This window comes from Pseudomonas sp. TSO6 (assembly GCF_056098905.1).
Genome location: NZ_JBLZWV010000033.1, coordinates 386,572 through 410,692 on the forward strand (window position 1 = coordinate 386,572; position 24,121 = coordinate 410,692).

Below are 24,121 nucleotides of genomic sequence, written 5' to 3' on the forward strand. Positions count from 1 at the left end.
GGCTCAGTCCTCGAAGGTAGCGCCCGGCCCAAGCCGGGCTTCATCGCTGAGCACATAGGCGGCGACGCGGGTTTTATGGGTGGCACGGTCGCCCCAGGACGGGTCCAGCGACCACACGCGCTTCATGAACATCTGCAGGTCGACTTCCCAGGTGTAACCCATCGCACCGTGCACCTGAATGCCATGGCGCGCCGCCAGCCAGCTGGCGTCGCAACAGGCCAGCCTGGCCTGCGATACATAGACATCGGCGCGGCGATCACCCTGCGCCAGGGCATAGGCCGCGCGATACAGCACAGGTTTGGCGAATTCGATCTTGCTGGCGATATCGGCCAGGTGATGCTTGACCGCCTGAAAGCTGCCGATAGGCTTGCCAAATTGCTTGCGCTGGGCCACGTAGTCCACCGACAGGTCGAGGATTCGCTGGGCCAGCCCCAGCAGTTGCCCAGCAACCGACAGGGCGCCGCGGTTCAAGGTATCGGACCACAAGGCCCGCCCCTGTTCGCCGCCGATCAGCAGGGTGTCGCGAGTTGGCTGCCAGCTCACCAGGCCCAGGCGCCTGGAGGCATCGATACTGGCGTTGGCCTGCACATCGACCTGCGCGCGCGGCACCGCATGCACTTCATCGCCGTGGGCAAGGATCAGCCACTCTGCCAGCGGTGCGTCAGGCACCAACGGGTTGATCGGGTGGCCGATCGCCAGGCGCACGCTGCCATCGGCGATGCGCGGCAACAGCCGGGCTTTGACCGGGTTGTCGTCTGGCAGGCCATTCAGCAGCCCAGTGACCACATAAGCCGTGTCGGCCAGCGAGTCCGGGATGGCGTAGTAGCCCAACTCCTGGGTCATCAGTGCCCAGGCCACATCGTCCATGCCCAGGCCGCCGAACTGTTCGGGCACCGACAATGCCGTCAGGCCCTGTTCGGCTATCTTGTTGCGCAAGTCAGCGGAGCGGCCTGTATCGGTTTCCCAGATCTCGCGCAGCATTTCGGGCGGCGCCTCGGTCATCAGGAAACGGCTGATGGCTTCGCGAAACGTGAGCTGATCATCGGTAAAGGTAAAGTCCATGGCCGGCTCCTATTTCGGCAGGCCGAGCATGCGCTCGGCGATGATGTTGCGCTGAATTTCGTTGGTGCCGGCGTAGATCGGCCCGGCCTGAGCGAACAGGAAGCCATCAAGCCAGCCGCCTTCGACCGCTTGCGCAGCACTGCTCAACAACTCGCCGTGCGCACCCAGGATGCGCATGGCGGTTTCGTGCATCTTCAGGTCAAGCTCCGACCAGATGATCTTGTTGATGCTCGACTCGGCGCCGATCTGCGCGCCACGGCTCAAGCGCCCGACGGTGTGATAGGACGACAGCGCATAGCCTTCAGCGCCCAGCCAGGCCTCGACAACCGCATCGCGGATGCTCGGGTCGCGGTCGGCGCTCTGGCGGTTGGCGTTGTACAGCTGTATCAACTTGCGCGCCGTGGCCTGGAAACGTGCCGGCGAACGCAGCAGCAAACCTCGCTCAAAACCCGCGGTGGCCATCGCCACATGCCAGCCCTGGCCTTCGGCACCAATGCAGTTTTCAACCGGCACGCGCACATCGTCGAAAAACACTTCGGCGAAGGTGTTCTTGCCGTTCAGCGCCTTGATCGGCCGAATGGTCACGCCTGGGGCATCGAGCGGCACCATCACGAACGACAAGCCGTTGTGCCGGGTCGAGGCCGGGTCGCTGCGGAACAGGCCAAACAGCCAGTCGGCAAACAGTGCGCGGCTGGACCAGGTTTTCTGCCCGTTGAGCACATAGTGATCGCCATCGCGAATGGCCTTGCTGGTGATCGCGGCCATGTCGGAGCCGGCATTGGGCTCGGACCAGCCCTGGGCCCACATGTCGACACTGGACGCCATGCGCGGCAGGAAGCGCTGCTTCTGCGCCTCGGTACCGAACTCCATCAACGTTGGGCCGAGCAGCAGCTGACCGTTCTGGTTGATACGCATCGGTGCGTCGGCGCCGTAGTACTCTTCCTCGAAAATCAGCCACTCGATCAGGTCGCAACCGCGCCCGCCGTAAGCCTTGGGCCACATGACCATCGACAGGCGTTGCTCGAACAGCTTCGCCTCCCAGGCCCGGTGCTGCTCGAACCCTTCCCGGGTGTCATAGTTGGCCAGGGGCGTAGTCGGCTGATTGGCCGCCAGCCATTCACGCACTTCCTCACGGAAGGCCTTCTGCTTGGGGGTATAAGCTAGTTCCATGGCACTCTCTCAGAACTTGGCGTCGCGTTTTTCGACGAAGGCGCGGCGGGTTTGCGCAGAATCCGGACTGGTGTAGGCCTGCAGGGTCAGCCCCTGCTCCCAGCGGTACTTGTCTTCCAGGTTGCCGTCCTCGATACCGTTGAGGGCTTCCTTGGCGATACGGATCATCACCGGGCTCTTGGCGGCGATTTTGCCGGCAATTTCCAGCGCGGTTTCGCGCAGCTGCTCTTTGGGCACCACGCGCTCGATGAAGCCATACTGCGCTGCCTCTGCGGCGCCGATCTTGTCGCCGGTGAAGAACAGATAACGAACCTTCTGCACCGGGAACAAACGCTGCAGGTGCGCGCCGCCGCCCATGGCCCCACGGTCTACTTCAGGCAAGGCAAAGGTGGCGCACTCGGAGGCCACAACAATGTCGGCTGCACCGGTAATGCCGACGCCGCCACCGAGGACGAAACCGTGCACGGCGACGATGACCGGCACAGGGTTGCGATGTACCGCCTTGAACGCCGCATAATTACCGGCGTTGACCGCTACGATGCGTTCGGGGTGGGCGTCCAGTTCCTTGATGTCGACACCGGCGCAGAAACCGCGGCCTTCGGCACGGATGACGATCACCCGGACGTCGGGGTTGGCGCCCAGGGCTTCGACCTGATGGGCCAGGTCCATCCACTCCTGGCTGCCCAGGGCATTGACCGGCGGTTTGGCCAGCACCAGCTCAGCAATGCCCGCCTCGATCTGTGTGGTAAATGCTTGACTCATGAGGGTGTTCTCCAAAGTTCGGCAGGCTGATGCTCGCTACGGCAAGCCAACAGGGCTTCCAGGCAGCATTCGGCTTCCTGGGCAATTTCTTCGATCACTTGCTGGCAACTCTTGAGTTCGCCAATGGCGGCGGCTACCTGGCCGCTGGGCAGAATGCCTTCGTCCGGAACACCGTCGATCATCGAACGCTGCAGCAGCACCGGCTGGTTGGCGGCCATCACCGTTTGCGACAGCGCGCCGGGGTCTTCCTTGAGTGCCTGGCGCAGCACACCGAACAGATGGCTCAGGCTCATTCCGGTTTGCTGCTTCCATTTCCAGGCGCTGCGCAACGCGATGCGCAGGCGCCCAAAAGACCCGGCCTGCTCCAGGCGGTTGATAAACGGGTTCTCGATCATGCGGTGGCGCATGCCATCTACCGCCGTGGTCACCCGCACCCGTTGCGGGTCGTTGACCTCGAGGTAATGCACCAAGGTGCTCGACGGCGTAGGCGAGTCCCGGGTCATCAAAAAGCGCGTGCCCATGGCAATACCCACGGCGCCGGCCGCCAGCGCGCCGGCAAGGCCTCTGCCGGTGGAGTAACCACCTGCGGCGATCACCGGCACCGACACCGCGGCGAGCACCTGGGGCAAGAGGATCGAACTGGGCACACCACCGGTATGCCCGCCGCCCTCGCCGCCCTGGATGGTGATCATGTCCGCGCCCAGCTCCACCGCCTTCAGCGCGTGTTTGAGTGCGCCCACCGTCGGGATACACAACACCCCGGCAGCCTTGAAACGGGCGATGGTCTGTTTGTCCGGGCCACGTCCGTAACTGACCGCCCGCAAGCGGTAGCGAATCGCCAGGTCAACGCATTGGGCCGCGTTTTCCTGGAACATATGAAAGTTCAGGCCGAAATTGCTGCCACCGGTGGCGGCAATTACCTTGTTGATCTCGCCTTCCAGGGCATCGGCCGCAATCGTGGCCCCGGCCAGAAAACCGAAACCACCGGCGCGGGTTGTGGCAATCACCAGGTTGGCGTCTGCAACCCAACCCATGGCGGTCTGCACGATCGGGTAGCGGCAGCCCAAGGCTTGGGTCAGTGGCGTACACAACCAGCGGCTCATGCCTGCTCTCCACTGGCGGCAGCCTTGTTGGCCTGGGCCATGGCCTTGGCATCGAAGCCGCCCAGCTTGTCACCCGACAGCAGTTCGTTGTGGGCATGGGCGAAGTGGTGCCAGGCAAAAGCGGCGTCCATCGCCGTGCGTTTACCCTGCAGATCCTCGACGTGGTTAATGGCCTGCTTGGTCAGCGCAAGGCCCATTCGCGGCTGCCGGGCAATACCGGCCGCCAGCGCATAGGTGCCCTGCTCCAGTTCCTCACGGGGCACTACCCTGTTGACCATGCCCATCTGGTAGGCACGCTCGGCACTCATGCGATCGCCGGTGAACAGAAACTCCTTGGCGATGCGCGGGTTCAGCTCATACGGGTGGGCAAAATACTCCACCCCGGGAATGCCCATACGTACCACGGGGTCCTGGAAAAACGCATCATCGCTGGCCACGATCAGGTCGCACACCCAGGCCAGCATCAGCCCACCGGCCACACACGCACCCTGGACCATGGCAATGGTCGGCTTGGGCAGCTCACGCCAGCGCCGGCACATGCCCAGGTACACCTCTTGCTCACGGGCATACAGCTGCTCGGCGCCGGGCTTGTTGGTGTGATCCCACCAGAGGTGTGCACGCTCGAACGGTTTGTTGATATCGCGCCCGGGCGTGCCAATGTCATGGCCGGCCGAAAAATGCTTGCCGGCACCGCGCAGCACAATGACCTTGACCGCGTCATCGTTGACAGCCTGGCGCAGCGCCGCATCCAGCGCATACGTCATCTGCGAGTTCTGCGCATTGTTGAAGCCTGGCCGGTTCATGGTCAGCGTGGCGATACCCTCTGCCACGCTGTACAACACCGGTTCCTGCGTTTCGTAGACCGAGTGGTCTGCACGCTCGACGAATTCACTGTCAGGGCTGTTCATGCTCATGTCCCTCGCCTTACGCCACGCGAATGCCAGCCGGGTTGCCCTTGATCGCCGAACTGCGCAGATCATGGGGGTCGAGCCGACGGATCAGCGCCAGTTGCTCAGGCGTCGGGTGTACGGTTTCTTTCAGCGACGCTGACTTGAGCAACGGGAAACCGGTGTTTTCCTGCACCTGCTCAAAGCTCACCCCCGGGTGCAAGCTGCGCACCTGGACCGCGCGGTCCGGGCCGTCGAAATCCATCACACACAAGTCGGTAACGATCAGGCGGATGTCCATCAGGTCGCGGCGTACCCCTTTTGGCCACCGGTCGGCCTTGAAACCGACACCGGAGACCATGTCCACTTCGCCGCTGACGAACACGCGGGTGTTATGGCTGGGTACAAAGAACGAGTTGATGTGATTGATGCTGTTGCCGGGCAAGCCGCGTACACCGAGCATTGCGGCCTTGGGCTTGTGGTAATCGCCCACGCAAGAGAGGTTGCTCTGGCCCCAGCGGTCGATCTGGGTCGGGCCGATCATGGCGTGACGGCGGCCACCCCAGACGCACTCGAACACCCGCTCGAAGTTGAGCGAACCCGAATATTTCGGCACATGATCGCCACGCGGCCCTAGCGGGATCGGCTCTTCGACCAGGTACGCCTCGCTGTCGGTCATCAGCAGTTGCGGACTGTGGCTGAGTTTGGCCAGGCTGGCACCCAGGCGCGGGATCACGCCCAGGCCCGAGGCGATCAGCTCGCCGTTGTCACGCCAGGCTTCGCTGGCCGCGACAATCATCAGTTCCGCGAGGGTAAATTCACAGGTAGTCGACATTTTCATCCTCCTCAGAACACTGGCAGGGCCAGGGAGCCCATGCGTTCGGCACCGCCGTTCTGCTCTTGATAAGCCCGCTCGCCGGCCGCCACGTACTGCGCCACATAGGCTTGCCAGCCGCCCTCTTCACCGGCACTGGCGGCATAGCGTTTGAGGTGGCTCAGGTCCCAGCCATACTCGGGCTGGCAGGCGGTCGGGTGGGCGCCGAGCGGTGCATGGATCACGCCACTGACCAGGTACCGCTCAAAGGTGTTGCAGCGTGCCTGTTCGGTCGTCAGTTCCAGTCGTTCGTGCAATTGCTCGCAAGACACGAAGCACTGCTGAGCCGCGCGAGCGAACAGGTGGTCGAAATACGGGTCTGGGCCGGTCACCAGGGTGTTGCCCAGGCGGTCGGCGACGTTGACGTGGACAAACGCCACGTCCAGGTTCAGGGCGGGCATGGCCAGCAGCACTTCGCCGTCGTTATACGGCGACTGGATGGTCTTAAGTTCAGGGTTCAACCGTGTGACATCGGTGGCCAGGCCGCAGCGGGTCGGTAGAAACGGCAAACGCATGGCCGCTGCACGCAGGCCCCACTGGAACATGCCTTCATCCACCTCTAGCAACTCCAGCCCACCGGCCTCGCGGGCTTTGCGGTAATAGGGTTCCAGCGGAATGGCGTCGAGGGTGGCAAAGCCGAACACCAGCTTCTTGACCTTGCCCGCCGCACACAGCATGCCCACTTCCGGGCCACCGTAGGCGACCACAGTCAGGTCCTTGACGGGGGAACGCAGAATCTCGCGCACAACCGCCATCGGCTTGCGCCGTGGCCCCCAGCCGCCGAAGCCGATGGTCATGCCATCGCGCAGGTGCGCAACGGCATCGGCCGCCGTCATTTGCTTGTTCATTGCACATCTCCTTGCTGTTGGCCGACGGAAAAGTCATGCCCCCACAGGCTTACGCGGGTAAATTCGAAGGCCGAGTGCTCAGCCCAGTCCACTTGCAGGCCGCCGTAGCCGTACTCCAGGTCGAAGCCGGACGGGGTCTTCATGTAAAACGAGGTCATCCGGTCATTGAGGTGCTGGCCGAGGGTGGCCGACAGCGGCACCTGATGGGCCAGGCGCCGGTCATGGGCGCGGCCCACTTCAGTCATCGAACCCACTTCAACCATCACGTGCACGCAGCCTGAAGGCACCGCGTACTCCGCCAGCGCCAGCGAGTGATGGCGGCTGTTGCGGCAATGCAGGAAGTGAATGCGGATTGGCGGTGCTGCCGGGTCGGGGCGAAAGTTGAAGATGTCCGACAGCTCGAAGCCCAGCACGTCCTTGACGAAGGCCAGGGTCGCGTCAAAGTCCGGGGCCGGCAGCACGGTGTGGCCCAGGCCCATGTCGCCGGTGACAAACCCCGGCACGCCTTGCGGCGAAACGAATGGCAGGCAGTCGGAACGGTGCCCCCAGCTCAACTCGTGGCGGTTGCCGGAGGGGTCCAGGACACTGACCAGTGCCTGTACGCCACGCTGCTCGATCTCGGCGGCAGTGCCTGCTTGCCAGCGCACACCGTTCTGCTCCAGTGCCTGCAATGCGGCGTTGAATGCCGGCTCGCTGGCCAGTTCCCAGCCAGAGGCCAGGTAGCCTGCCTCGGCGCCTTCGACGATGAGCATGCGAAACGGCCGCTCGTCCATCTTCACGTACAGTCCGCCACCGGGCGCGGGTACCACCATCATGCCCAGCACGTCTTCGGCATAACGTTGCCACTGACTGAGGTTTTCGATTTGAGCGACGAAGTAGCTCAGCCCCCGGATATCCATCATGCCCTGCTCCTCAATGACCGGACCTTTGTTGGTCTTCATTGTGCTCAGGGCAGGCCTGGTGCTCATCGTCCGTTGAGACTAAGCAGTTGATCTATCGGGAATACTGAAATGCAGGCGGTGGAAACAGGCTTGCCCCGCGATAGTGATGCGCCAGGCACATCGCATCGCAGGGCAATCTCGCGCCATCGGAGGGGTTACATGTACAGGATCACCAGGTCATTGATGACCGAGGGGCGATCACTGCCGACGACGTGGGTATTCACCTCCAGGGTCAACTGGGTGCCGCGCTTGACCCGCGCCACCTGCTTGACCCTGGCCCGCGCATGAACCCGCGAGCCGGCCGGCACCGGCGCCGGGAAGCGCAGGCGGTCGGAGCCGTAGTTGACCATGGTGCTGAAACCGGTGATTTCATAACCCAGCGCCAGCTTGAGCCGCGACTGCAACACCTGTACCAGCGCGCCGTGGGCAATGGTGCCGCCAAACGGGCTGTCCTTGCGTGCACGCTGCGGATCGGTGTGAATCCAGTAGTCATCACCCGACAGCGCGGCGAAGGCATCGATCAGGGCTTGATCGATGACAATCTGGTTGCTCCAGGGGCTGAAGGTTTCACTGACCAGGCTCTGCAGCGCCACCTCATCATCCATGGCGACCAAGCGTACAGCTGCGGCTTCACTCTGCTCCGGCGCTTGCGCCTGAGGCGCGCCGTTGTAGCGCTGTAGCGCCGTGCTGTCCTGGTCCGGACCGGTAAAGCGCAGTAAACGCGTACCCTTGGCGTCGACTTCGGCAAACACCGGTTTGAGCCGCATGCCGATGCGGATCTGATCCTCTTCAAGCCCCACCAGGGTGGTGTTGATTCGCACGCCTTCGTCCAGCTCGATGACGGCCAGCTTTTGTGGCATCTCATCGGCAAAATCCGGCAATGTGGCAATGCGTGCCACGGTGAAGCTGTACAGGGTGGCGCCACCACTGACTTCGCGCCAGCTCAGGTCATGGGCCAGGCACCGCGGGCAATGCCTGCGCGGGTAGAACACCCAATGTTCACAGGCGTTGCAGTGCTGGATCAACAGGCGCTGAGCCTTCAGGCCTTCCCAGAACGGCGCGGATATTTCAGTCGGCACCGGCATTGGCTTATTGTTCGACATGCGGGTCATGCTCCCTGAAGTATCAACGCGGCCTGCTCACTCATCACGCCACCGGTGCCGGACACGTAGACAGCGTCGCAGCGTTCAAGCTGGCGCTCCCCCGCCTCACCGCTGATCTGCGTGACAGCCTCGATCACCTGTGACATGCCCCCGGCAGCGCCGGCCTGGCCGAAACTGAGCTGGCCACCGTGGGTGTTCATCGGGAAATCGCCGCGCCAGGTCAGGTCATGCTCGCGAACAAACTGCATGCCCTCACCCTTGGCACAGAACCCGGCGTCCTCCAGGGTCAGCAACGCGGTAATGGTGTAACAGTCATAGATCTGCGCCGCATCGACATCGCCCGGTTTGAGCCTGGCCATCTCGAAGGCACGGCGCGAAGCAGGCCCAATCGGCGTGTGGAGCATGTCCTGGGCATACGAAGGCGACTTGAACGCCAGGTGCTCACCGAAGCCTGTGATGAATGCCGGGCGCTTGCGTGCACGTGCGGCCACTTCTTTAGAGGCAATGATCAATGCCGCACCGCCGGCCACCGGCATGACAATCTCGAGTACGTGCAAAGGATCAGCCACGCGCTTGCTCGCCAGCACCTGCTCGATCGTCAACGGCTGGCCATGGAACATCGCCTGGGGGTTGGCCAAGGCATTGGTGCGTTGATCAACGGCAATCTTGGCCATGGCTATCGGGTCGTAACCGTACTGCGCGGCGTAGCGTTGGGCGATCATGGCGTAGCCGGTGTTCTGGCCCATGTGGCCATAAGGCAGATCGAACTCCGCCTCCGGCGCGCCAAAGGCGGTGCTGTGACCGCCGTAACGCATGGCGCGGGCCATTGCCCCGGGATCTTCGTCGGGGCCCATCGGCGCCAGGCGCGCCGGCATTACACACAGCACCGCCTGGCACAGACCCAGCTCGATCGCCGCAGCCGCGCGCCAGACCATGCCCACCGCGGTACAACCACCAAGGTCGACCACTTCGGCGAAATTAACAGACAAACCCAGGTATTCGGCAGCCATGGCCGGCACGAACACCGAAGCTTCGTGGAAGTGCGGGCCATTGATCACCAGACCGTCCAGGTCTTCGGCACGCAAGCCGGCGTCGCGCAGCGCCTGCGCTGCCAGGTCGGCCACTTGCTCAAGATGGAACATTCGCGGCGCTGTGGCGTACTTCTCGGGTTTGTATTGCGCGGCGCCCACAATCGCCGCATGACCTTTAAGACCCATGTATCCCCCACTCGAAGGCTGTGTGCTTGAGGTTTTTGTCTTGCGACCATGCCACAGGTGCCGTGGCGAGTGATCGTCCATTTTGACTAGAACACCGGCCGGCGCCAGGGTTGACTCAACCCTGACGCCGTCGCGCCAGTCAGAAGCTGTATTTGACCGAGAATGTCCCGTAGTCGCGGTCTGCCAGCAGGCGCTTGACCGGGTCAGCGTCGCCCAGGTAGCCGGTAACCCGCAGGGCGACTTCCAGGTTGCCCAGGTACTTGAAGGTCGCGCCCAGGCTCAACCGGCGATCACCCTGCAACCCGGAAATGGTCCCGGCCATCGGCGTGGCACCACTGAACACGTTGGAGAAGTTCACCGGCACTTCCAGGTCCCAGCCCTCGAACACACCCGGGTAGCTGAAGGACGCACCCAAGGTGTAGGCACTGGCGGTCTTGCTGCGCCAGCCAGTCGAGGTCTTGTAGGTGTAGTCGTCGGACGGTTGCACCAGCGGGCGCATGGACGGAATCAAGCTGTTGCCCAGGCCCAACAGGTTCGGCGCGGCCGAGGCTTCGTCAACACTGTCGACACGCACATGCACGATCTCGGCGGTGAGCGAGGTCTGGCTCGCCCAAGGCCGGTCACCCAGAATACGGATTGCCGACAACTGCATTTGCTGGCCCTTGCCACGCGCAGGCGTGGGGCCAAGGCCGGTGTTGACCATCACCGGAGCACCGTCGCGATACGACCACTCGCCACCGATCTGGGTCTCGCCGATTTTGGTCGAGGCACTGATCCCGGTCAGCTTGATGTCTTCAAAGTAGGTAATGCGGTAGCCATCCGGCGTGCCGAAGAACACGCCTGGCCCGGCCGGGACGGCCCGGTAACCCACCAGGGCAGTGGCTGGGTTCTTGTCATGATAATTGACATGAAACAGTGACAGTTCCAGGGCGGGCACGGGCCGAAAGCGTACCTGTGCCCCCCACTGACCGCTGTCACGCGGCTCATCGGTGCCCTGGTAGTTGATACGCGCCCCATTGGCGCCGATGAGAAATTCTCGCCCTGGCCCGACCACATCGCTGGTGGACAGGTAGCTGCCCACCGGCGGCAGTTCCGTGCCCATCCATTCGTATTGCACGTAAGCGCCCAAGGTCCACTGCGGGTTCAAGCGATACGACGCCGACACCTGGCCGACCGGCAACAGCACTTCCTTGACCTCGACCCCGGGCTGCGCGGCCTTGACCGCATCGGACGGGTTCTGTACACCACTGACGCCGGGGTAGAACAAGCTTTCGCCCCACGACTCGATATGCCGACCGGCCTTCACATCGAGCATCGAACCATTGTCAAAGCGCCAGCCGCTGAACACATAAGCATCGAGGAACTTGCTGCGCCCGCCGCTGTAATACTTGGTGTCGCTGGTGAACTCGTTATGGTCGCCAGCCTTGTTGACCGTGCCCGGTGAGTCGTTGTCGTTGGAACGATGGTAAACATCATCGTAGAAGGTACTGGCGCGCAGCACCCCGCCGTAGTTGTCCTTGCGCACGATCATCTCGGCCAGGGCGCCGATGCGGTTGGTCACCAGGCTGCCCTTGTCGAAGTTGCGGTCGCCATCATCGGCGTTGGGTGTCAACAGCTTGCTTGACGGGTTCGACAGGCGAACCCCCAGGCCGTAGCTGGTGGTCACCGTCCAGTCGATGGTCGTGCCGTTGTCGAACTCGATGGTTTCACCGGACCATGCGGGTGTGCAAACCAATGCGGTTGCCACCACCAGACCCGATAATTCGAAACCCGATACAGCTGGGCCAGCACCATATTTGTTGTTTTTATTAGTCACACTGCCTCTCCGATTAACGACCTGACGGTCGCGCAAAAGTGCAAGAACACCACTCGTTAGCCTCAGCCCACTCACAGCTGCCCTAGCACCGACTGAACGTTCACACCCTCTGGCGTGCGCCCGTAGCGGAACACGCCGGCTGTTTCTTCACGCACCAGTTGCCCCTGCGCAATCAGGTAATTGACATGCGCCAGGGTCTCGCCAATCGCCATCAATTCATCGAAGCGCCCCTTCACCTTCGGAAACAGCTCGGCCATCAGCTCCACGGCACTGCGCGGCGCGGTGCAGGCGGCCAACAGTTGCTGCAAGTGCCCTTGGTGGTGTGCGCGCAGTTGATCAAGGCGCAGATGCAGGTTGTAAAACGGCCGTTCATGCGCCGGCAGCACCAGCACGCTGTCGGGCACCTCCCGCAAGCGCTCCACCGAATCCAGCCAGTCGCGCAATGGGTCGGCATCGGGCTCGGTGACCTGCACGCAGACACTGGAGGTGATGCGCGGCAGCACCTGGTCACCGGAAATCAACAGGCCGTCCTCGGCGCAGTACAGGCAGGCATGTTCCGGCGAATGGCCGCGGCCGATCAGGACCTGCCAACGGCGCCCGCCAATCATCAGTCGGGTGCCTTCACGCAGGCGGCGGAAGCTGGTGGGCACCTCTGGCCGGAAGTGCGCGGAGCCCAGCAACGGGAACAATGCTGCGGTCTGCTCCTGGTTGAAGCCTGCGCGCTGGTAATGCTGGTAAAACGCCCAGCTAGCGCCGGTGTCGCCTGGCGCGCCCAACTGGTGCATCGCCTGATATTCACTGGCGCTCATGAACACCGGGCAGCGGAAGCGCTCGGTCAACCAGCCGAGCACCCCGACATGGTCCGAGTGAAAGTGCGTGCAGATCACCGCCAGCAGCGGTAAACCACCCAACACCGTGGCAAACAGCGCTTCCCAGATGTCGCGGGTCTGCGTGTTGTTGAGCCCGGTATCGACCGCCACCCAGCCCTCGCCGTGGCGCAACAGGTACAGGTTGATGTGGTCAAGCCCGAACGGCAGCGGCATGCGCAGCCACAACAGCCCTTCAGCGACCTGTTGAACCTCGCCATTGGCCGGTGGCTGCGGCCAGGGGAAGCGCAGGCCTGCGCGCCATTCGTGCCCCTGGGCATCCAGGCTACTCACTGACGTCACCCGCAAAAGCGGCCAGGCCAATGCGCTCCAGCACGTGGGTGCTGTACGGCACATAGCTGCGGCTGCTTTCGTCACGGATGAACAGCGGGTCGCTGAACGCCGTCGGCGCGTAGCCCTGGCGCTGCAGGTCGACCTTGCGCAATTTGAAGGTGCTGGTCAGGTCGGCCGCCGCCGATACCCGCACGAACACAGGCGCCGCATAGCGTGGCAAACGCGCTTCGGTCAGCGCGTAGAACGCTTCAGGGTCAAAAGGCTGCCCTGGCTGCATCAGCACCGCCGCCATGCCGGCGCGCCCCTCTTGCCCGGGCACCTGCACACCGTAGATGTTGATCAGCTCGAGCCCGGCAAAATCGCCCAGCGCAGCCGCCACCTCCAGGGTAGAGACGTTCTCGCTTTTCCAGCGGAAGGTGTCGCCGATGCGGTCGATGAAGTACAGGTAGCCGTCTTCGTCATAACGCAGCAGGTCGCCCGAACTCCAATAGGCATCCCCTTGGCGCAAGACATTGCGGCGGATCTTGCTGTCGGTTGCCTCGGCCGAGGAGTAACCCTCGAAGCGGCCGCCGCCGATCTGCGGGTGGTCGATGATCAAGCCCAGGGCTTCACCCACTTCACCCACTTCGCAAAGCTGGTAAAAGCCGTGCTCGTCGCGTGGGTGGCTGTCGGTTTCAACGTCATAGCGCACCAGGCGCAGGTTGCTCTTGTCCCAGAACGGTATGCGCCCGCAGGCGCCCACATAGTTGTCGACGTTGACCACGTTGGTATTGGACTCGGTAGAACCCCAGCCCTCGAACACCTGGATCGGCCCGAAACGCTGCACCCAGTTCTGCCAGGTTTCACGCGTCAACCCGGCGCCGAGCATGCAGCGCAGGCCATGCTCGCGTTCGCCGGCCGCCGCGGGCTGGTTGAGCAGGTAGCGGCAAATCTCGCCGATGTACTGGAACACGCTGATGCGGTGCTCGCGCACGTCCTTCCAGAATTCGCGGACGCTGAACTTGCGCCGCACCACGATCGCCGCACCGGTTTTCAGCGCGGTTGACGTCACTGAAGTGGCCGCAGCGCCGTGGTACAGCGGCAGGCAGCAATAAAACACGTCGCTGGGCGTGGTCTGCAGGGTGACTTCCATGATGTCCCCCGTCGACATCCAGCGCATGTGGCTGTAACGCGCCGCTTTTGGCAAACCCGTGGTGCCCGAGGTAAAAATCAGCAAGCTCGGCGACTCGGCGCGCAGGTCGGCACGCAGGTCACGCGGGAATGGCGTGCACGGGGCATTGGCCAATGCTTCGGCCAGGCCGGTGTCAACCTGTGCAGGCATTGCCCGGGCCCACGGTTGCTCGGCATCTTCGACCAGCCACAGCGGCAGCGGCGGCAGGCCTTCGGTGGCCAGCACGTTGCCCAGCACCTCTTCGCCGACGAGCATCGCCTTGGCCTCGATGGCCTCCAGCGCGTGCACCAGCGGCCGGCCACTGACCTGGGTATTGACGAAACCCACCACCACACCGAGCTTGACCAGGCCGAACCAGCAGCAGAAAAACGCCGGGCGGTTCTCCATGGCCAGCGCGCAGACATCGCCGGGGCGCAGGCCTCGGGCATGAAACACGTGGGCCAGTTGGTCGGCCCGGGCGTTGACCTGGGCGTAGCTCAAACGCTGATCGCCATAAATGACGAAAGGCCGCTCGCCGTGGCGTTGCGCCTGTTCTTCGAGGCGATCAGCCAGGGTATAGCGATCCGCAGGTTTGATCCGCGCGGCGGCTTCGGCCCGGCGATCAAGGATGGCCTGGGTTTGTTCGCGTGGCACAACCCCGCGATCAACACTGGACAGCAGGCTTGCGTTGTTATTGAAATTGTTCATCCCTACCTCCGATAAAACCGGCTGTTCATGCAGTCGTCTGGGCGTGGGTCGGATAGTCCGAATAGCCAGGCGAGCCTTTCGTATAAAGTGTCTTGCGGTCGAAGCCGGCCAGCGGCAGGCCGGCGCGCAGGCGTTCGACCAGGTCCGGGTTGCCGATAAAGTGGCGGGCAAACGACACTGCGGCGCCCTGCCCGGCTTCTATTGCCGCAGCGGCCGAAGGCCCGTCGAAACCGTCATTGAGGATCAACCCGCTGCTGCTATGGCTGCGGGCCAAGGCAAAGGCATCCAGTGCGGCCAGCGGCGAGCGCATGATGTGCAGGTAAGCCAGGCCAAGCGGCTCGACCTGCTCACACAAGGCTTGTGCAGTGGCGGCCGGGTCGGCATCGCTGATGTCGTTGTAAGGGTTACCCGGGCACAGGCGGAAACCCACACGCCCCGAGCCGATTGCAGCTGCCATCGCGGCCAGCACCTGGGCCGGAAACCGCACGCGGTTGGCTACCGCGCCGCCATAGCCATCGCTGCGCTGGTTGCTGCCGGACGCCATGAACTGCATTGGCAGGTAACCACTGGTGCAATGCAGCTCGACCCCTTCGAAGCCGGCTTCGCGGGCGTTCAGGGCCGCGCGCCGGTATTGCGCGATCACGCGGTCAATGTCCTCCAGGCTCAACGCCTGAGGCTCATCGGTATCGACCAGGCCAGCTCCGTCGCAGAACACCTGGGTGCGGGCACGTATCGCCGAGGGGGCGACGGTCCGTGCCCCGACCGGTTTGTTTTGCCAACTGGCGGCGCGGCCCACGTGCATCAACTGCAACACCATGCGCCCGCCCGCATTACTCACCGCCCGGGTGATCTGGCGCCAACCCTCGATCTGCGCGCTGTCGTAGATGGCCGGCGTGCGGCAATAGCCCAGTCCGTCGGCGGACGGTGCAGTGCCTTCGGCAATGATCAGCCCGGCACTGGCGCGCTGGCGGTAGTAGTCGACCATTTCAGCCGTCGGCACCGCCTGTGCGGTGGCGCGGCTGCGGGTCATCGGCGCCATGACAATGCGGTTACTCAGCTCCAGCTCGCCCAGGCGCAGGGGCTCAAACAAAATGCTCATCGCGATTCCTCAGCGCACACGAATCTTCGGTGCCGCAGCACCACGTCGCAGGGTGGCTAGAAAGTGTTCCAGGGGCGCGGCCGGGGCGACATCGGGCAGTTGGTCCTTGTCCGGGCGCTGCGCCCAGAACTCGGCCCACGACGGGAACAGGTCGTGGAAGCTGCCGGCATAGGGTTCACGCCCTGGCCAGCGCATCTTTCGCTCGCCGATCGGCGGCTTGTTGAGGTCGCTGGCGTACCAGTAGCACGGCAGGCGGCGACGGAAGTACCAACGGCCATCGATGCGCTGGTAGTCATCCCAATAAAGCATTTGCATGGTCACCCACTCGGGGCCGGTCTCATGCTCGTTCTTGGAATACACCACGCCAACGGCATTGTCGGCGTCAAGCAGTTCGATGATGTGCTGGCCCAGGTGATGCGAGGTGCCGCTGAACTGATCGCGCAAGGTGGCATCGACCCATGCTTTCAGGTGCGCGCGGCCGGTCTTGTCGCGGCCAACGCGGATGTCTTCGGCAAACAGATTGACGTGGGCATCGAGGTCGCGCATGTCCAGCGACAGCGAGTACTTGGCCGCCAATTGACGAATTTCCTCAATGGACTCAAGCCGGTCGATGCGTGCCAACAACATGTTCGGTTCCATGCTCATCACTCCAGCACCGTGTAGAGTTCCGAGCTGCGCCCGCCATCCACCGGCACACACGCGCCGGTGATATAGGACGCTTCGTCGCTGGCCAGGAACAGAATCGCGTTGGCTACCTCCTGCGCCTGGCCGATACGGCGCAGCGGGATCAGTTTCTCGGTGTTGCCACGGGCCTTGGCGTCGGCCAGCATGCCCGCGGTTGCCGGGGTTTCAATGACGCCCGGGACCACCACGTTGCAGCGGATCCTGTTGGCCGCCCCTTCGCTGGCTGCAGCGCGGCTGAAGTTGATCACCGCGGCCTTGGCTGCCGAGTAGCCGGCCATCCAGGGCGTACCGAACAACCCGCAGATCGAGGCGATGTTGACGATGGCCCCGCCGCCTTGGGCTTTCATCAGCGCCATGGCCGTGCGCGTGCCCCAGAACGTGCCGTCCACGGTGGTGCGGAAGTTGGCGTGCCAGTCGCCCGTGCTGGTGCTGTCGATGGCACCCCAGGTGTAGGCCATGGCGTTGTTGACCAGGATGTCCAGGCGGCCATGCTGCTGCGCCGCGGCCTCGATTGCGCCGACAAAGGCTTGCTCGTCGCTGACATCGGCGATCTGCCAATGGGCCTTGCCACCGGCTTCGCGAATGGCGCTGGCCACAGTTTCCAATGGCGCCTGATTACGCCCGCAGAGCACCACCGTGGCGCCCTCCTGGGCAAAGCGTCGGGCGGTGGCGGCACCAATCCCGGAGCTGGCACCGGTAATGAATGCGATCTTGCCTTGAAGTCGTCTGCTCATTGCCTGCTCCCGGTTCAAATGAAGGCCATGCCGCCGTTTACGGCGAGGTTCTGACCGGTGATGAAGCTGGCGTCGGAACTGGCCAGAAACACGGCGGCGCGGGCGATCTCATCGACCTCGCCCATACGGCCCAGGGGGATTGCCTTGAGCATGCCCTGCAGCCACTCATCGGGGATGTCGGCCATCATCGGGGTGTTGGTCGGGCCGGGCACCAAGGTGTTGACGCGGATGCCGCTGGCGGCCAGCTCCCGCGCCATGCTGCGGGTCAGCCCCATGACGCCGGCTTTGGCTGCGCAGTAATGGCTCGGGCCTTCGCCAGTCATCGCGGCGGTGCTGGAAATATTGATCACCACGCCCTGAATGGCGTGCTTTTGCATCAGCCGCACCGCTTCACGGCTGCACAGGAAGGTGCCCGTGAGGTTGACCTCAATGACCCGCTGCCAATGCGCGTCCGGGGTGTCGACAAAGCTGTCGACTGAACCGACACCGGCGTTATTCACCAGGATGTCGAGGGCGCCGAAACGGGCTTCCAGCCTGTGCATCGCCGCCGCCACCGAGTCGCTGTCGGCGACGTTGCACGCCAGCGCCAGGGCGTGGTCACCGAGCCCTTCGATCGTCTGCTCGGCAGCCTGCAGGTTGATGTCGGCCGCCACCACCCGTGCGCCGGCCTCGGCAAAGCGCTGGGCAATCGCCCGCCCCATGCCTTGCCCGGCGCCCGTGATCAGGGCCACTTTGTTCGCTAACCTCATCGTTGATCTCCCGCAAGCCTTGGCTTCCCCGATCACCGGCACAACGCGCTGGATGATCGAGCACGGGACAAATCATTAACCCTGTACAAAACCGCAACATCGTCCGATAAGACTACGCAGCCCCGCTTGCCCGCTGTGCCGCAAGCAAGTGGTCTGAATGGACGATGTGCCCGAGCGTGATCGGCGCCACGCTCCTGCTCACTAGAACAAAACCGGGAGCACCCGTCGTGAACTCTTCCAACCGCGTCACCTGGCGTAGCCACTACGCACTGTTCGTGCTGGCCGTGATTTACATCTTCAACTACATCGACCGGCAGTTGATGGCGATCCTGATCGAGCCGGTCAAGGCGGAGTTCGGCATTTCCGACACGGGCATCGGCCTGCTCTCGGGGGTGACATTTGCGGTGTTCTATACCCTGTTCGGCTTCCCGTTGGGCCGGCTTTCCGACCGTATCGGGCCGAAACCGGTGATTGCCGCCTGCTGCATTGCCTGGAGTGTGATGACTATGGCCTGTGGCCTGGCCACCAGCTTCTGGCTGCTGGTGTTGGCGCGGATCGGCGTAGCCGTTGGTGAAGCGGGCGGCACGGCGCCTTCGGTGGCGATGATTTCGCAGCTTTACCCAGCAAAAAATCGCTCCACTGCGCTGTCCATCCTGATGCTTGGCTCAAGCTTCGGCGCCATATTCGGCCTCGGTTTTGGTGGCTGGATCGCCCAGCATTACGGCTGGCGCTCGGCGTTCCTGATCATTGGCGTACCGGGCATCCTGCTGGGGCTGCTGCTGTGGCTTACGGTCCGTGCGCCGAAAATTGCCAGCGAAGTGCAGACCAAGGTCCAGGTCGTTCAGGAAGGCTGGGCAAAGACAGTGGCCAAGCTTATGGAGACCCCATCGTTCCTTTGGCTGGTGCTGACCGGCGCGTCCAGCGCCATCGCCGGCTATGCGATTGGCACCTGGAGCCCGAGTTTCCTGATCCGCTCCCACGGTTTGAACCTGCAGGATGCAGGCTTTCTGGTCGGCGTGGTGGGCGGCAGCGGTGCCACCTTCGGCACCTTGGCCTGCGGCATCATTTCCGACCGCATGGCCCGCCGTGATGCCGGCTGGCAGATCGGCGTACCGCTGCTTGCCACCCTGGTCAGTATCCCGTTCGCGTTGGCGTACTTCCTCTGGCCAACCGGCATTCTGTTCCACCTGGGTAGCACCCCGGTACCGACCGCGTTTCTCTTCTATGCAGGTTTTGCCTTCTTTGGTACCTGGTGGGCGACCCCGTGCCTGGGCGCCGTCACGCATTTGTTCCCGGCAGCGCGCCTGGCCCAGGCAACTTCAATCTTCGTCATGGCCATGACCCTGCTGGGTGTCGGCGTTGGCCCGCTGCTGATCGGGGTACTCAGCGATCTGTTCGCCCCGGCCCTCGGCACCGAAGCGCTGCGCTACGCGCTGGCCAGCTCCATTTCGATGCTGATGCTCTCGACCCTATTCCTGGGCATGGCCCTGCCCCGCTACCGCGCCCAACTGCAGCGATCGGCTGCACCGACTGCCACCCCTGAAAATGCCGTAACTGCCTGATCAATGGAGATTCGAAGATGTCAGAACAAGACCTACCGTTGCCTATCGGCCACTTCGTCACCCTCGACAACGGCCTGCGCCTGCATTACCTCGACGAAGGCAGTGGCCCCGTCGTGGTGTGGTTGCATGGCAGTGGCCCGGGCGCCAGTGGCTACAGCAACTTCAAGGGCAACTACCCCGACTTCGTTGCGGCCGGCTTTCGTAACCTGGTGATCGACCTGCCCGGCTTCGGCCGTTCGGACAAGCCCGACAACGTCCAGTACAACCTGGATTTCTTCGTCAACGCCGTGTCCGGCTTGCTCAAGGCCCTTGAAGTGCAACGTTGCACGCTACTCGGCAACTCCCTGGGTGGCGCCATCGCCATTGGCCTGGGGCTGGCCGAGCCGCAATTGCTCGACAAGCTGATCCTCATGGCCCCGGGCGGTGTCGAAGAGCGCGAAACCTACTTCAAGAAAATCGGCATTCAGCGCATGGTCGAGCTGTTCAATGCCGGCCCGCTCGACATCGACAAAATGCGCCAGATCATGAGCCTGCAGCTGTTCGATGCCTCGCAACTGCCCGACAGCCTGCTGGCCGAACGCGTCGCCGTAGCCCAATATCAGCCGCACTGCCTGTTCTCGACCATGATGGTGCCGAACATGACCGAGCGCCTGGAGGAGCTGCGCGTACCGATTCTGGGGTTCTGGGGCACCAACGACAACTTCAACCCGGTCGGTGGCGCGATGAAAGTGCTCGACAACGCCCCTGACGCCCGCTTTATTCTGCTCAATCGCTGTGGACATTGGGTTCAGGTGGAGCACCGCGAGTTGTTCAACCGTTCCTGCCTCGAGTTCCTGCGCCAAGCCTAGTCGTCGTACGCAACGTACCTTGCGACAGCAGCAACCTGGCCGCTGTCGTATCGACTGGCTTCTACCAAGGGCTGACATAACAATGACAAAACTCTCCCACTTGCTTGCGCCTGGCCGCATCGGCCCCCTTCAACTGCGTAATCGCATCATCATGGCGCCCATGGGCTCCAACTTCGCCGAAGCCGACGGGCACTGCGGCGAACGTATCCAGGCCTACTACGAAGCACGTGCCGAAGGCGGTGCCGGGCTGTTGATCATGGGCGTGTGCGCCGTCGCCTTCCCCGCCGGTACCGCCGAGCCTTACCAGGTCGGTGTCTCTTCTGATGAATTTATCCCGGGCCTTGCCCAACTGGCTGAACGCGTGCACAGGCACGGCGCAAAGATCGCCATGCAGCTGCAGCACGCCGGCAAGAACGCCATACGGGACATGGCTGCGGGCCGGCCGCTGTGGGTGCCGTCGTTGCCCCCGGCCAGTACCTCCGACATGATGCAGGCCTTGACCCCGGAAGAACTCGCCTCCTTTGTCAGCGCCGTACGCGGTCGCAAAGGCGGGATCGAGATGCGGGTGATGGACCAGGACGACATCGCACAGATGGTCGAGTGGTTCGCAGCCGCTGCCGAGCGTGCACAGCGCGCCGGGTTCGACGGTGTGGAAATCCATGCCGCGCACAACTACATCATCGCCGGCTTTTTATCGCCGTATTACAACCGCCGTGAAGACGCATACGGTGGCACAGTGGAAAACCGTGCACGCTTGCTGCTTGAGGTCCTGGCCGCCATACGCGCGCGGGTTGGCACCGGCTTTGGCGTCTGGCTGCGGCTGGATGCCGAAGAACTGCTCACCCCCGGTGGCATCACCCTCGACGATGCCAAGGCGGTTGCCCGCCTGGCTGAGGGCGCCGGCGCCGATGCAGTCAGTGTCTCGGCCTACGCCATGACCAGTAGCGGCGTGGCCTTTACCGAAGCGCCGCTGGTGCAAAAGCCCGGGGCTTTTCTCGAATGGACAGCGGCCATCAAGCAATGCGTGAGCATTCCGGTTATTGCCGTCGGGCGTATCGAACCAGAAACCGGCGACGCCGCGATTGCCGCCGGCCAGTGTGATTTCATCGCCATGGGCCGCAAGTTGCTGGCCGACCCACAATTGCCCAACAAACTGCAGGCCGGTGAGCTGCAGGCCATTCGACCGTGCATTTACTGCTACGTGTGTGTCAGCCAGATCTTTATCAACGAGCGGGTCAAATGCGCGGTCAACCCGCAAACCGGCCATGAAAGCGAGCGCATCATCGCGCCGGTTGCAGCCCCGCAACATGTTGCGGTGATCGGCGGTGGCCCGGCGGGCCTGGAAGCCGCGCGCGTGGCGGCCTTGCGCGGCCATCGCGTGACGCTGCTCGAGCGCAGTGACCGCCTGGGCGGCACCCTGTTCTTTGCTGCCCTCGCCTACCCCGAAAACGGACGCCTGCTCGACAACCTGCTGTACCAGGTGCGGCAACTGCCCATCGATGTACGCATGGGCAGTACGGTGGATGCAGCCTTGCTGCGCGACCTGGGCGTCGATCAAGTGATTGTTGCCACCGGCGCACAGCGCGCCGCACCGGGCATCCCAGGTGCCGAGCAGGATCATGTCTGGAGTGGTGATGAACTGCGCCGGCTGATGACCGGCGACCGTGCCGAAGAGATCGCCCGGCGCAAGCTGTCGCTGACGCAACGCACCCTGATGAAGGCCGGCAACCTGATCGGCGTCACCGACAGCACCGAAGCCATGCAAAAGCTGTCACGCGTGTGGATGCCCCTGGGCAAACGCGTGATCATTGTCGGCGGTGGGCTGGTGGGGCTGGAGCTGGCAGAGTTCCTGATTGCACGTGGGCGTCAGGTGTGTGTGCTGGAAAGCAGCGGCCATCTGGGCCGGGAATTGGCGATTGTGCGGCGTTGGCGGGTGCTGCATGGTATCCGGGTGCACGGTGGCCAGCTGCTGACCGGGGTGAGCGTTACCGCCATCGACGGTAACCGCGTGCGCTATCAGACAGCCGAAGGTGAAGCTGCCGAGGTGCGCGGTGATTCGGTGGTGCTGGCCAGTGGTGCGACGCCTGATACCCGCCTGAGCGATGCACTGAGCAGTGCCGGGTTGAAGGTCGTCAGCATTGGTGACTGTCAGAGCCTGGGTTACATCGAAGGCGCCATCGCCGCCGGCAATCGCGCTGGGCGAGAAGCCTGAAGCCAAAAAAAACCCCAGGTTCTACCTGGGGTTTTTTTGGCTTTGTCGTTACCGCCCCATCGCCCTCGCCGCATCGGCAGTGTACATGTCCGGGGTGAATTTGGCTTCGTTGAGAATCGGTCCTTTCTTCGATTCGTTGGTCATGGCGTAGCCAGTGTACTGGCCCGAGTTCAGGTCCATGAAGAACTGCGAACCGGCCTGCCAGGCGCTCATGTCCGGGTGGTAGTAGTAGTTGATCATCGCGTGCTTCCACAACGCTCCACGGCTGTCATAGTTGTCCGCAACCACTGCGTTCCAGGTATCTTCGTCAATAAACAGCACACGCTTGCCGTATACATGGCGGTAGCCTTCTTTCAACTTGGCCTCAAGCACCCACACACGGCGCAGCTCGTAGCGCATGTAGTCGGGGTTGGGGTGGTTGGGGGTAAGCATGTCGGCGTACTTGATGTCACCGGTATTGGGTTTGAAGGCGTTGGCCGGCACGTAGACTTCGCGCTTGCCGATCAGCGTCCAGTTGAAGCGCTCGGGCGAACCGTTGTAAAGGCGGTCTTCGTCAACCGTCATGGTGCCGTTGGTGCCGATCATCGGCTGATCGTACCCGTAGCCAGGCAGTTGCCGCACACGCCGGGTGGACGGGCTGTAGCTCCAGGCCTGGCGAGGGTTGGCGAGGAAGTTATAGGGCTCTTGCGAAATACTCACCACACCGTTGTCGCGCACTGGCTTCAAGGTGGTGTTCCAGCTCATGGCCTGTATCTGGCCTTCAGTTTTTGGCTCGACGGTCGGTGAGTTGGCTTGAGAGAGGTTGCGTGCATAGGCGCGGCCCCAGCCGATGCTGCCGTTTGGCAACACCGAAGCCAGGTCGCTGACCTTTTCTTCGGTGTAGGCCCGTGCCGGCAACTGGTGGTTCCACAGCAGCTCCATGCCGTTTTTCGGAATCGGGAACGGGACTTGGCCAATCCCCTCGATGCCCATGCCGTCGTCGACCAGCTTGGCGCTCAAGGCGTTCTTCATCGCCCGCTCGCAGACGTAGTCCGGGTAACGGAAGTCCCGGTGGCCCGGGTAGATGTTCATTTTGTAGGTGGTGGGGTAGCGCTTGAGCAGGGCCTTCTGGCCTTCGGTCAAATGGCTCTCGTACTGGCCCATGTTCTGCGCGGTGATCACCAGGATGGGCTTCTCGTTGGCGTAGGGATCGACCGGTTGACCGCCGGAAAACTTCACATGGTTCCAGCCCGGCACTTCGCCAAGGTACTTGCCGGTGTAGGGCGGAATGGTGCCCTCCGCATTACCGGCTTTCTCGGCACCGACACAGGTCAGTTCCTTGCCGAGTTTGGCAGCCTCTTCAGGCGACACTTGCGCAAGTGCGTTGCCTTGCAGGCCGACATTGGCGGCCACTGCAGCTACGAACATCACGCCTTTTGTTGTTATTTTCATC

21 protein-coding genes are annotated in these 24,121 nt (G+C 63.1%); 3 read left to right on the forward strand and 18 right to left on the reverse strand.

Translation table 11 applies throughout. The features are described from left to right. Positions 1–3 precede the first annotated feature (3 nt). The 17 genes from ACN6NG_RS14715 to ACN6NG_RS14795 form a co-directional block, all read right to left on the reverse strand. Positions 4–1,062 carry an acyl-CoA dehydrogenase family protein gene (locus ACN6NG_RS14715; RefSeq protein WP_474314707.1) on the reverse strand — a complete coding sequence of 353 codons (1,059 nt, stop codon included), beginning with the start codon at positions 1,060–1,062 and terminating at the stop codon, positions 4–6. Between the two features lie 9 nt (positions 1,063–1,071). Further along, positions 1,072–2,232, reverse strand: coding sequence for an acyl-CoA dehydrogenase family protein (locus ACN6NG_RS14720; protein WP_063424333.1), 1,161 nt, complete (start codon positions 2,230–2,232; stop codon positions 1,072–1,074). Positions 2,233–2,241: 9 nt separating this feature from the next. Next, positions 2,242–2,994, reverse strand: a complete 753-nt coding sequence (locus tag ACN6NG_RS14725) for an enoyl-CoA hydratase family protein (protein WP_043199974.1) — start codon at positions 2,992–2,994, stop codon at positions 2,242–2,244. Further along, a complete protein-coding gene (locus tag ACN6NG_RS14730) occupies positions 2,991–4,097 on the reverse strand; it encodes an NAD(P)H-dependent flavin oxidoreductase (protein ID WP_474314709.1) in 1,107 nt (368 codons plus the stop codon). Before ACN6NG_RS14730 ends, ACN6NG_RS14725 begins: the two co-directional genes overlap by 4 nt. Beyond that, the gene (locus tag ACN6NG_RS14735) at positions 4,094–5,005 is read right to left on the reverse strand and encodes an enoyl-CoA hydratase (protein WP_024717888.1); all 912 of its coding nucleotides are present in this window, start codon (positions 5,003–5,005) and stop codon (positions 4,094–4,096) included. Before ACN6NG_RS14735 ends, ACN6NG_RS14730 begins: the two co-directional genes overlap by 4 nt. A gap of 16 nt (positions 5,006–5,021) precedes the next feature. Continuing rightward, positions 5,022–5,819 carry a CoA-transferase subunit beta gene (locus ACN6NG_RS14740; protein ID WP_016499763.1) on the reverse strand — a complete coding sequence of 266 codons (798 nt, stop codon included), beginning with the start codon at positions 5,817–5,819 and terminating at the stop codon, positions 5,022–5,024. Positions 5,820–5,830: 11 nt separating this feature from the next. Further along, on the reverse strand, positions 5,831–6,706 hold the full coding sequence (locus ACN6NG_RS14745) for a CoA transferase subunit A (RefSeq protein WP_474314713.1): 876 nt from the start codon (positions 6,704–6,706) through the stop codon (positions 5,831–5,833). Continuing rightward, positions 6,703–7,608: a VOC family protein gene (locus ACN6NG_RS14750; RefSeq protein WP_474314715.1), complete on the reverse strand. Its 906-nt coding sequence runs from the start codon at positions 7,606–7,608 to the stop codon at positions 6,703–6,705. Before ACN6NG_RS14750 ends, ACN6NG_RS14745 begins: the two co-directional genes overlap by 4 nt. 194 nt (positions 7,609–7,802) lie before the next feature. Then, a complete protein-coding gene (locus tag ACN6NG_RS14755; RefSeq protein ID WP_474314717.1) occupies positions 7,803–8,750 on the reverse strand; it encodes a bifunctional OB-fold nucleic acid binding domain-containing protein/MaoC family dehydratase in 948 nt (315 codons plus the stop codon). A 5-nt stretch (positions 8,751–8,755) separates the two neighbouring features. Next, the gene (locus tag ACN6NG_RS14760; RefSeq protein ID WP_353457229.1) at positions 8,756–9,967 is read right to left on the reverse strand and encodes a thiolase family protein; all 1,212 of its coding nucleotides are present in this window, start codon (positions 9,965–9,967) and stop codon (positions 8,756–8,758) included. Positions 9,968–10,106: 139 nt separating this feature from the next. Then, positions 10,107–11,783: a DUF1302 domain-containing protein gene (locus tag ACN6NG_RS14765; protein ID WP_063424338.1), complete on the reverse strand. Its 1,677-nt coding sequence runs from the start codon at positions 11,781–11,783 to the stop codon at positions 10,107–10,109. Positions 11,784–11,854: 71 nt separating this feature from the next. Beyond that, on the reverse strand, positions 11,855–12,943 hold the full coding sequence (locus tag ACN6NG_RS14770) for an MBL fold metallo-hydrolase (protein ID WP_474314721.1): 1,089 nt from the start codon (positions 12,941–12,943) through the stop codon (positions 11,855–11,857). Then, positions 12,936–14,801, reverse strand: coding sequence for a long-chain-acyl-CoA synthetase (locus ACN6NG_RS14775; RefSeq protein WP_474314723.1), 1,866 nt, complete (start codon positions 14,799–14,801; stop codon positions 12,936–12,938). The genes ACN6NG_RS14770 and ACN6NG_RS14775 overlap by 8 nt, the downstream gene beginning before the upstream one ends. Before the next feature lie 25 nt (positions 14,802–14,826). Beyond that, positions 14,827–15,900, reverse strand: coding sequence for an alkene reductase (locus ACN6NG_RS14780; protein ID WP_474314725.1), 1,074 nt, complete (start codon positions 15,898–15,900; stop codon positions 14,827–14,829). A 9-nt stretch (positions 15,901–15,909) separates the two neighbouring features. Further along, positions 15,910–16,539, reverse strand: coding sequence for a nuclear transport factor 2 family protein (locus ACN6NG_RS14785; protein ID WP_353457223.1), 630 nt, complete (start codon positions 16,537–16,539; stop codon positions 15,910–15,912). Positions 16,540–16,544: 5 nt separating this feature from the next. After that, the gene (locus ACN6NG_RS14790) at positions 16,545–17,318 is read right to left on the reverse strand and encodes an SDR family NAD(P)-dependent oxidoreductase (protein WP_474314726.1); all 774 of its coding nucleotides are present in this window, start codon (positions 17,316–17,318) and stop codon (positions 16,545–16,547) included. A 14-nt stretch (positions 17,319–17,332) separates the two neighbouring features. Then, complete coding sequence (locus tag ACN6NG_RS14795; RefSeq protein WP_474314729.1) at positions 17,333–18,067, reverse strand: SDR family NAD(P)-dependent oxidoreductase; 735 nt, start codon at positions 18,065–18,067, stop codon at positions 17,333–17,335. A gap of 227 nt (positions 18,068–18,294) precedes the next feature. Between ACN6NG_RS14795 and ACN6NG_RS14800 the strand changes: the two genes are divergently transcribed. From ACN6NG_RS14800 to ACN6NG_RS14810, 3 genes are all read left to right on the forward strand, one after another. Then, positions 18,295–19,629, forward strand: coding sequence for a spinster family MFS transporter (locus ACN6NG_RS14800; protein WP_063424344.1), 1,335 nt, complete (start codon positions 18,295–18,297; stop codon positions 19,627–19,629). A 17-nt stretch (positions 19,630–19,646) separates the two neighbouring features. After that, a complete protein-coding gene (locus ACN6NG_RS14805; protein ID WP_132845723.1) occupies positions 19,647–20,477 on the forward strand; it encodes an alpha/beta fold hydrolase in 831 nt (276 codons plus the stop codon). An 82-nt stretch (positions 20,478–20,559) separates the two neighbouring features. After that, positions 20,560–22,689: an oxidoreductase gene (locus tag ACN6NG_RS14810; RefSeq protein WP_353457219.1), complete on the forward strand. Its 2,130-nt coding sequence runs from the start codon at positions 20,560–20,562 to the stop codon at positions 22,687–22,689. A gap of 48 nt (positions 22,690–22,737) precedes the next feature. Here the strand turns inward: ACN6NG_RS14810 and ACN6NG_RS14815 are convergent, their stop codons facing one another. Further along, a complete protein-coding gene (locus ACN6NG_RS14815; RefSeq protein ID WP_240979214.1) occupies positions 22,738–24,120 on the reverse strand; it encodes a DUF1329 domain-containing protein in 1,383 nt (460 codons plus the stop codon). Between the last annotated feature and the right edge of the window lies 1 nt (position 24,121).

Coding starts and splice junctions, on each gene's coding strand:
- ACN6NG_RS14715 (WP_474314707.1), bottom strand. CDS start 1,062: ATGGACTTTACCTTTACCGATGATCAGCTCACGTTTCGCGAAGCCATC.
- ACN6NG_RS14720 (WP_063424333.1), bottom strand. CDS start 2,232: ATGGAACTAGCTTATACCCCCAAGCAGAAGGCCTTCCGTGAGGAAGTG.
- ACN6NG_RS14725 (WP_043199974.1), bottom strand. CDS start 2,994: ATGAGTCAAGCATTTACCACACAGATCGAGGCGGGCATTGCTGAGCTG.
- ACN6NG_RS14730 (WP_474314709.1), bottom strand. CDS start 4,097: ATGAGCCGCTGGTTGTGTACGCCACTGACCCAAGCCTTGGGCTGCCGC.
- ACN6NG_RS14735 (WP_024717888.1), bottom strand. CDS start 5,005: ATGAACAGCCCTGACAGTGAATTCGTCGAGCGTGCAGACCACTCGGTC.
- ACN6NG_RS14740 (WP_016499763.1), bottom strand. CDS start 5,819: ATGTCGACTACCTGTGAATTTACCCTCGCGGAACTGATGATTGTCGCG.
- ACN6NG_RS14745 (WP_474314713.1), bottom strand. CDS start 6,706: ATGAACAAGCAAATGACGGCGGCCGATGCCGTTGCGCACCTGCGCGAT.
- ACN6NG_RS14750 (WP_474314715.1), bottom strand. CDS start 7,608: ATGATGGATATCCGGGGGCTGAGCTACTTCGTCGCTCAAATCGAAAAC.
- ACN6NG_RS14755 (WP_474314717.1), bottom strand. CDS start 8,750: ATGTCGAACAATAAGCCAATGCCGGTGCCGACTGAAATATCCGCGCCG.
- ACN6NG_RS14760 (WP_353457229.1), bottom strand. CDS start 9,967: ATGGGTCTTAAAGGTCATGCGGCGATTGTGGGCGCCGCGCAATACAAA.
- ACN6NG_RS14775 (WP_474314723.1), bottom strand. CDS start 14,801: ATGAACAATTTCAATAACAACGCAAGCCTGCTGTCCAGTGTTGATCGC.
- ACN6NG_RS14780 (WP_474314725.1), bottom strand. CDS start 15,900: ATGAGCATTTTGTTTGAGCCCCTGCGCCTGGGCGAGCTGGAGCTGAGT.
- ACN6NG_RS14785 (WP_353457223.1), bottom strand. CDS start 16,539: ATGGAACCGAACATGTTGTTGGCACGCATCGACCGGCTTGAGTCCATT.
- ACN6NG_RS14790 (WP_474314726.1), bottom strand. CDS start 17,318: ATGAGCAGACGACTTCAAGGCAAGATCGCATTCATTACCGGTGCCAGC.
- ACN6NG_RS14795 (WP_474314729.1), bottom strand. CDS start 18,067: ATGAGGTTAGCGAACAAAGTGGCCCTGATCACGGGCGCCGGGCAAGGC.
- ACN6NG_RS14805 (WP_132845723.1), top strand. CDS start 19,647: ATGTCAGAACAAGACCTACCGTTGCCTATCGGCCACTTCGTCACCCTC.
- ACN6NG_RS14810 (WP_353457219.1), top strand. CDS start 20,560: ATGACAAAACTCTCCCACTTGCTTGCGCCTGGCCGCATCGGCCCCCTT.
- ACN6NG_RS14815 (WP_240979214.1), bottom strand. CDS start 24,120: ATGAAAATAACAACAAAAGGCGTGATGTTCGTAGCTGCAGTGGCCGCC.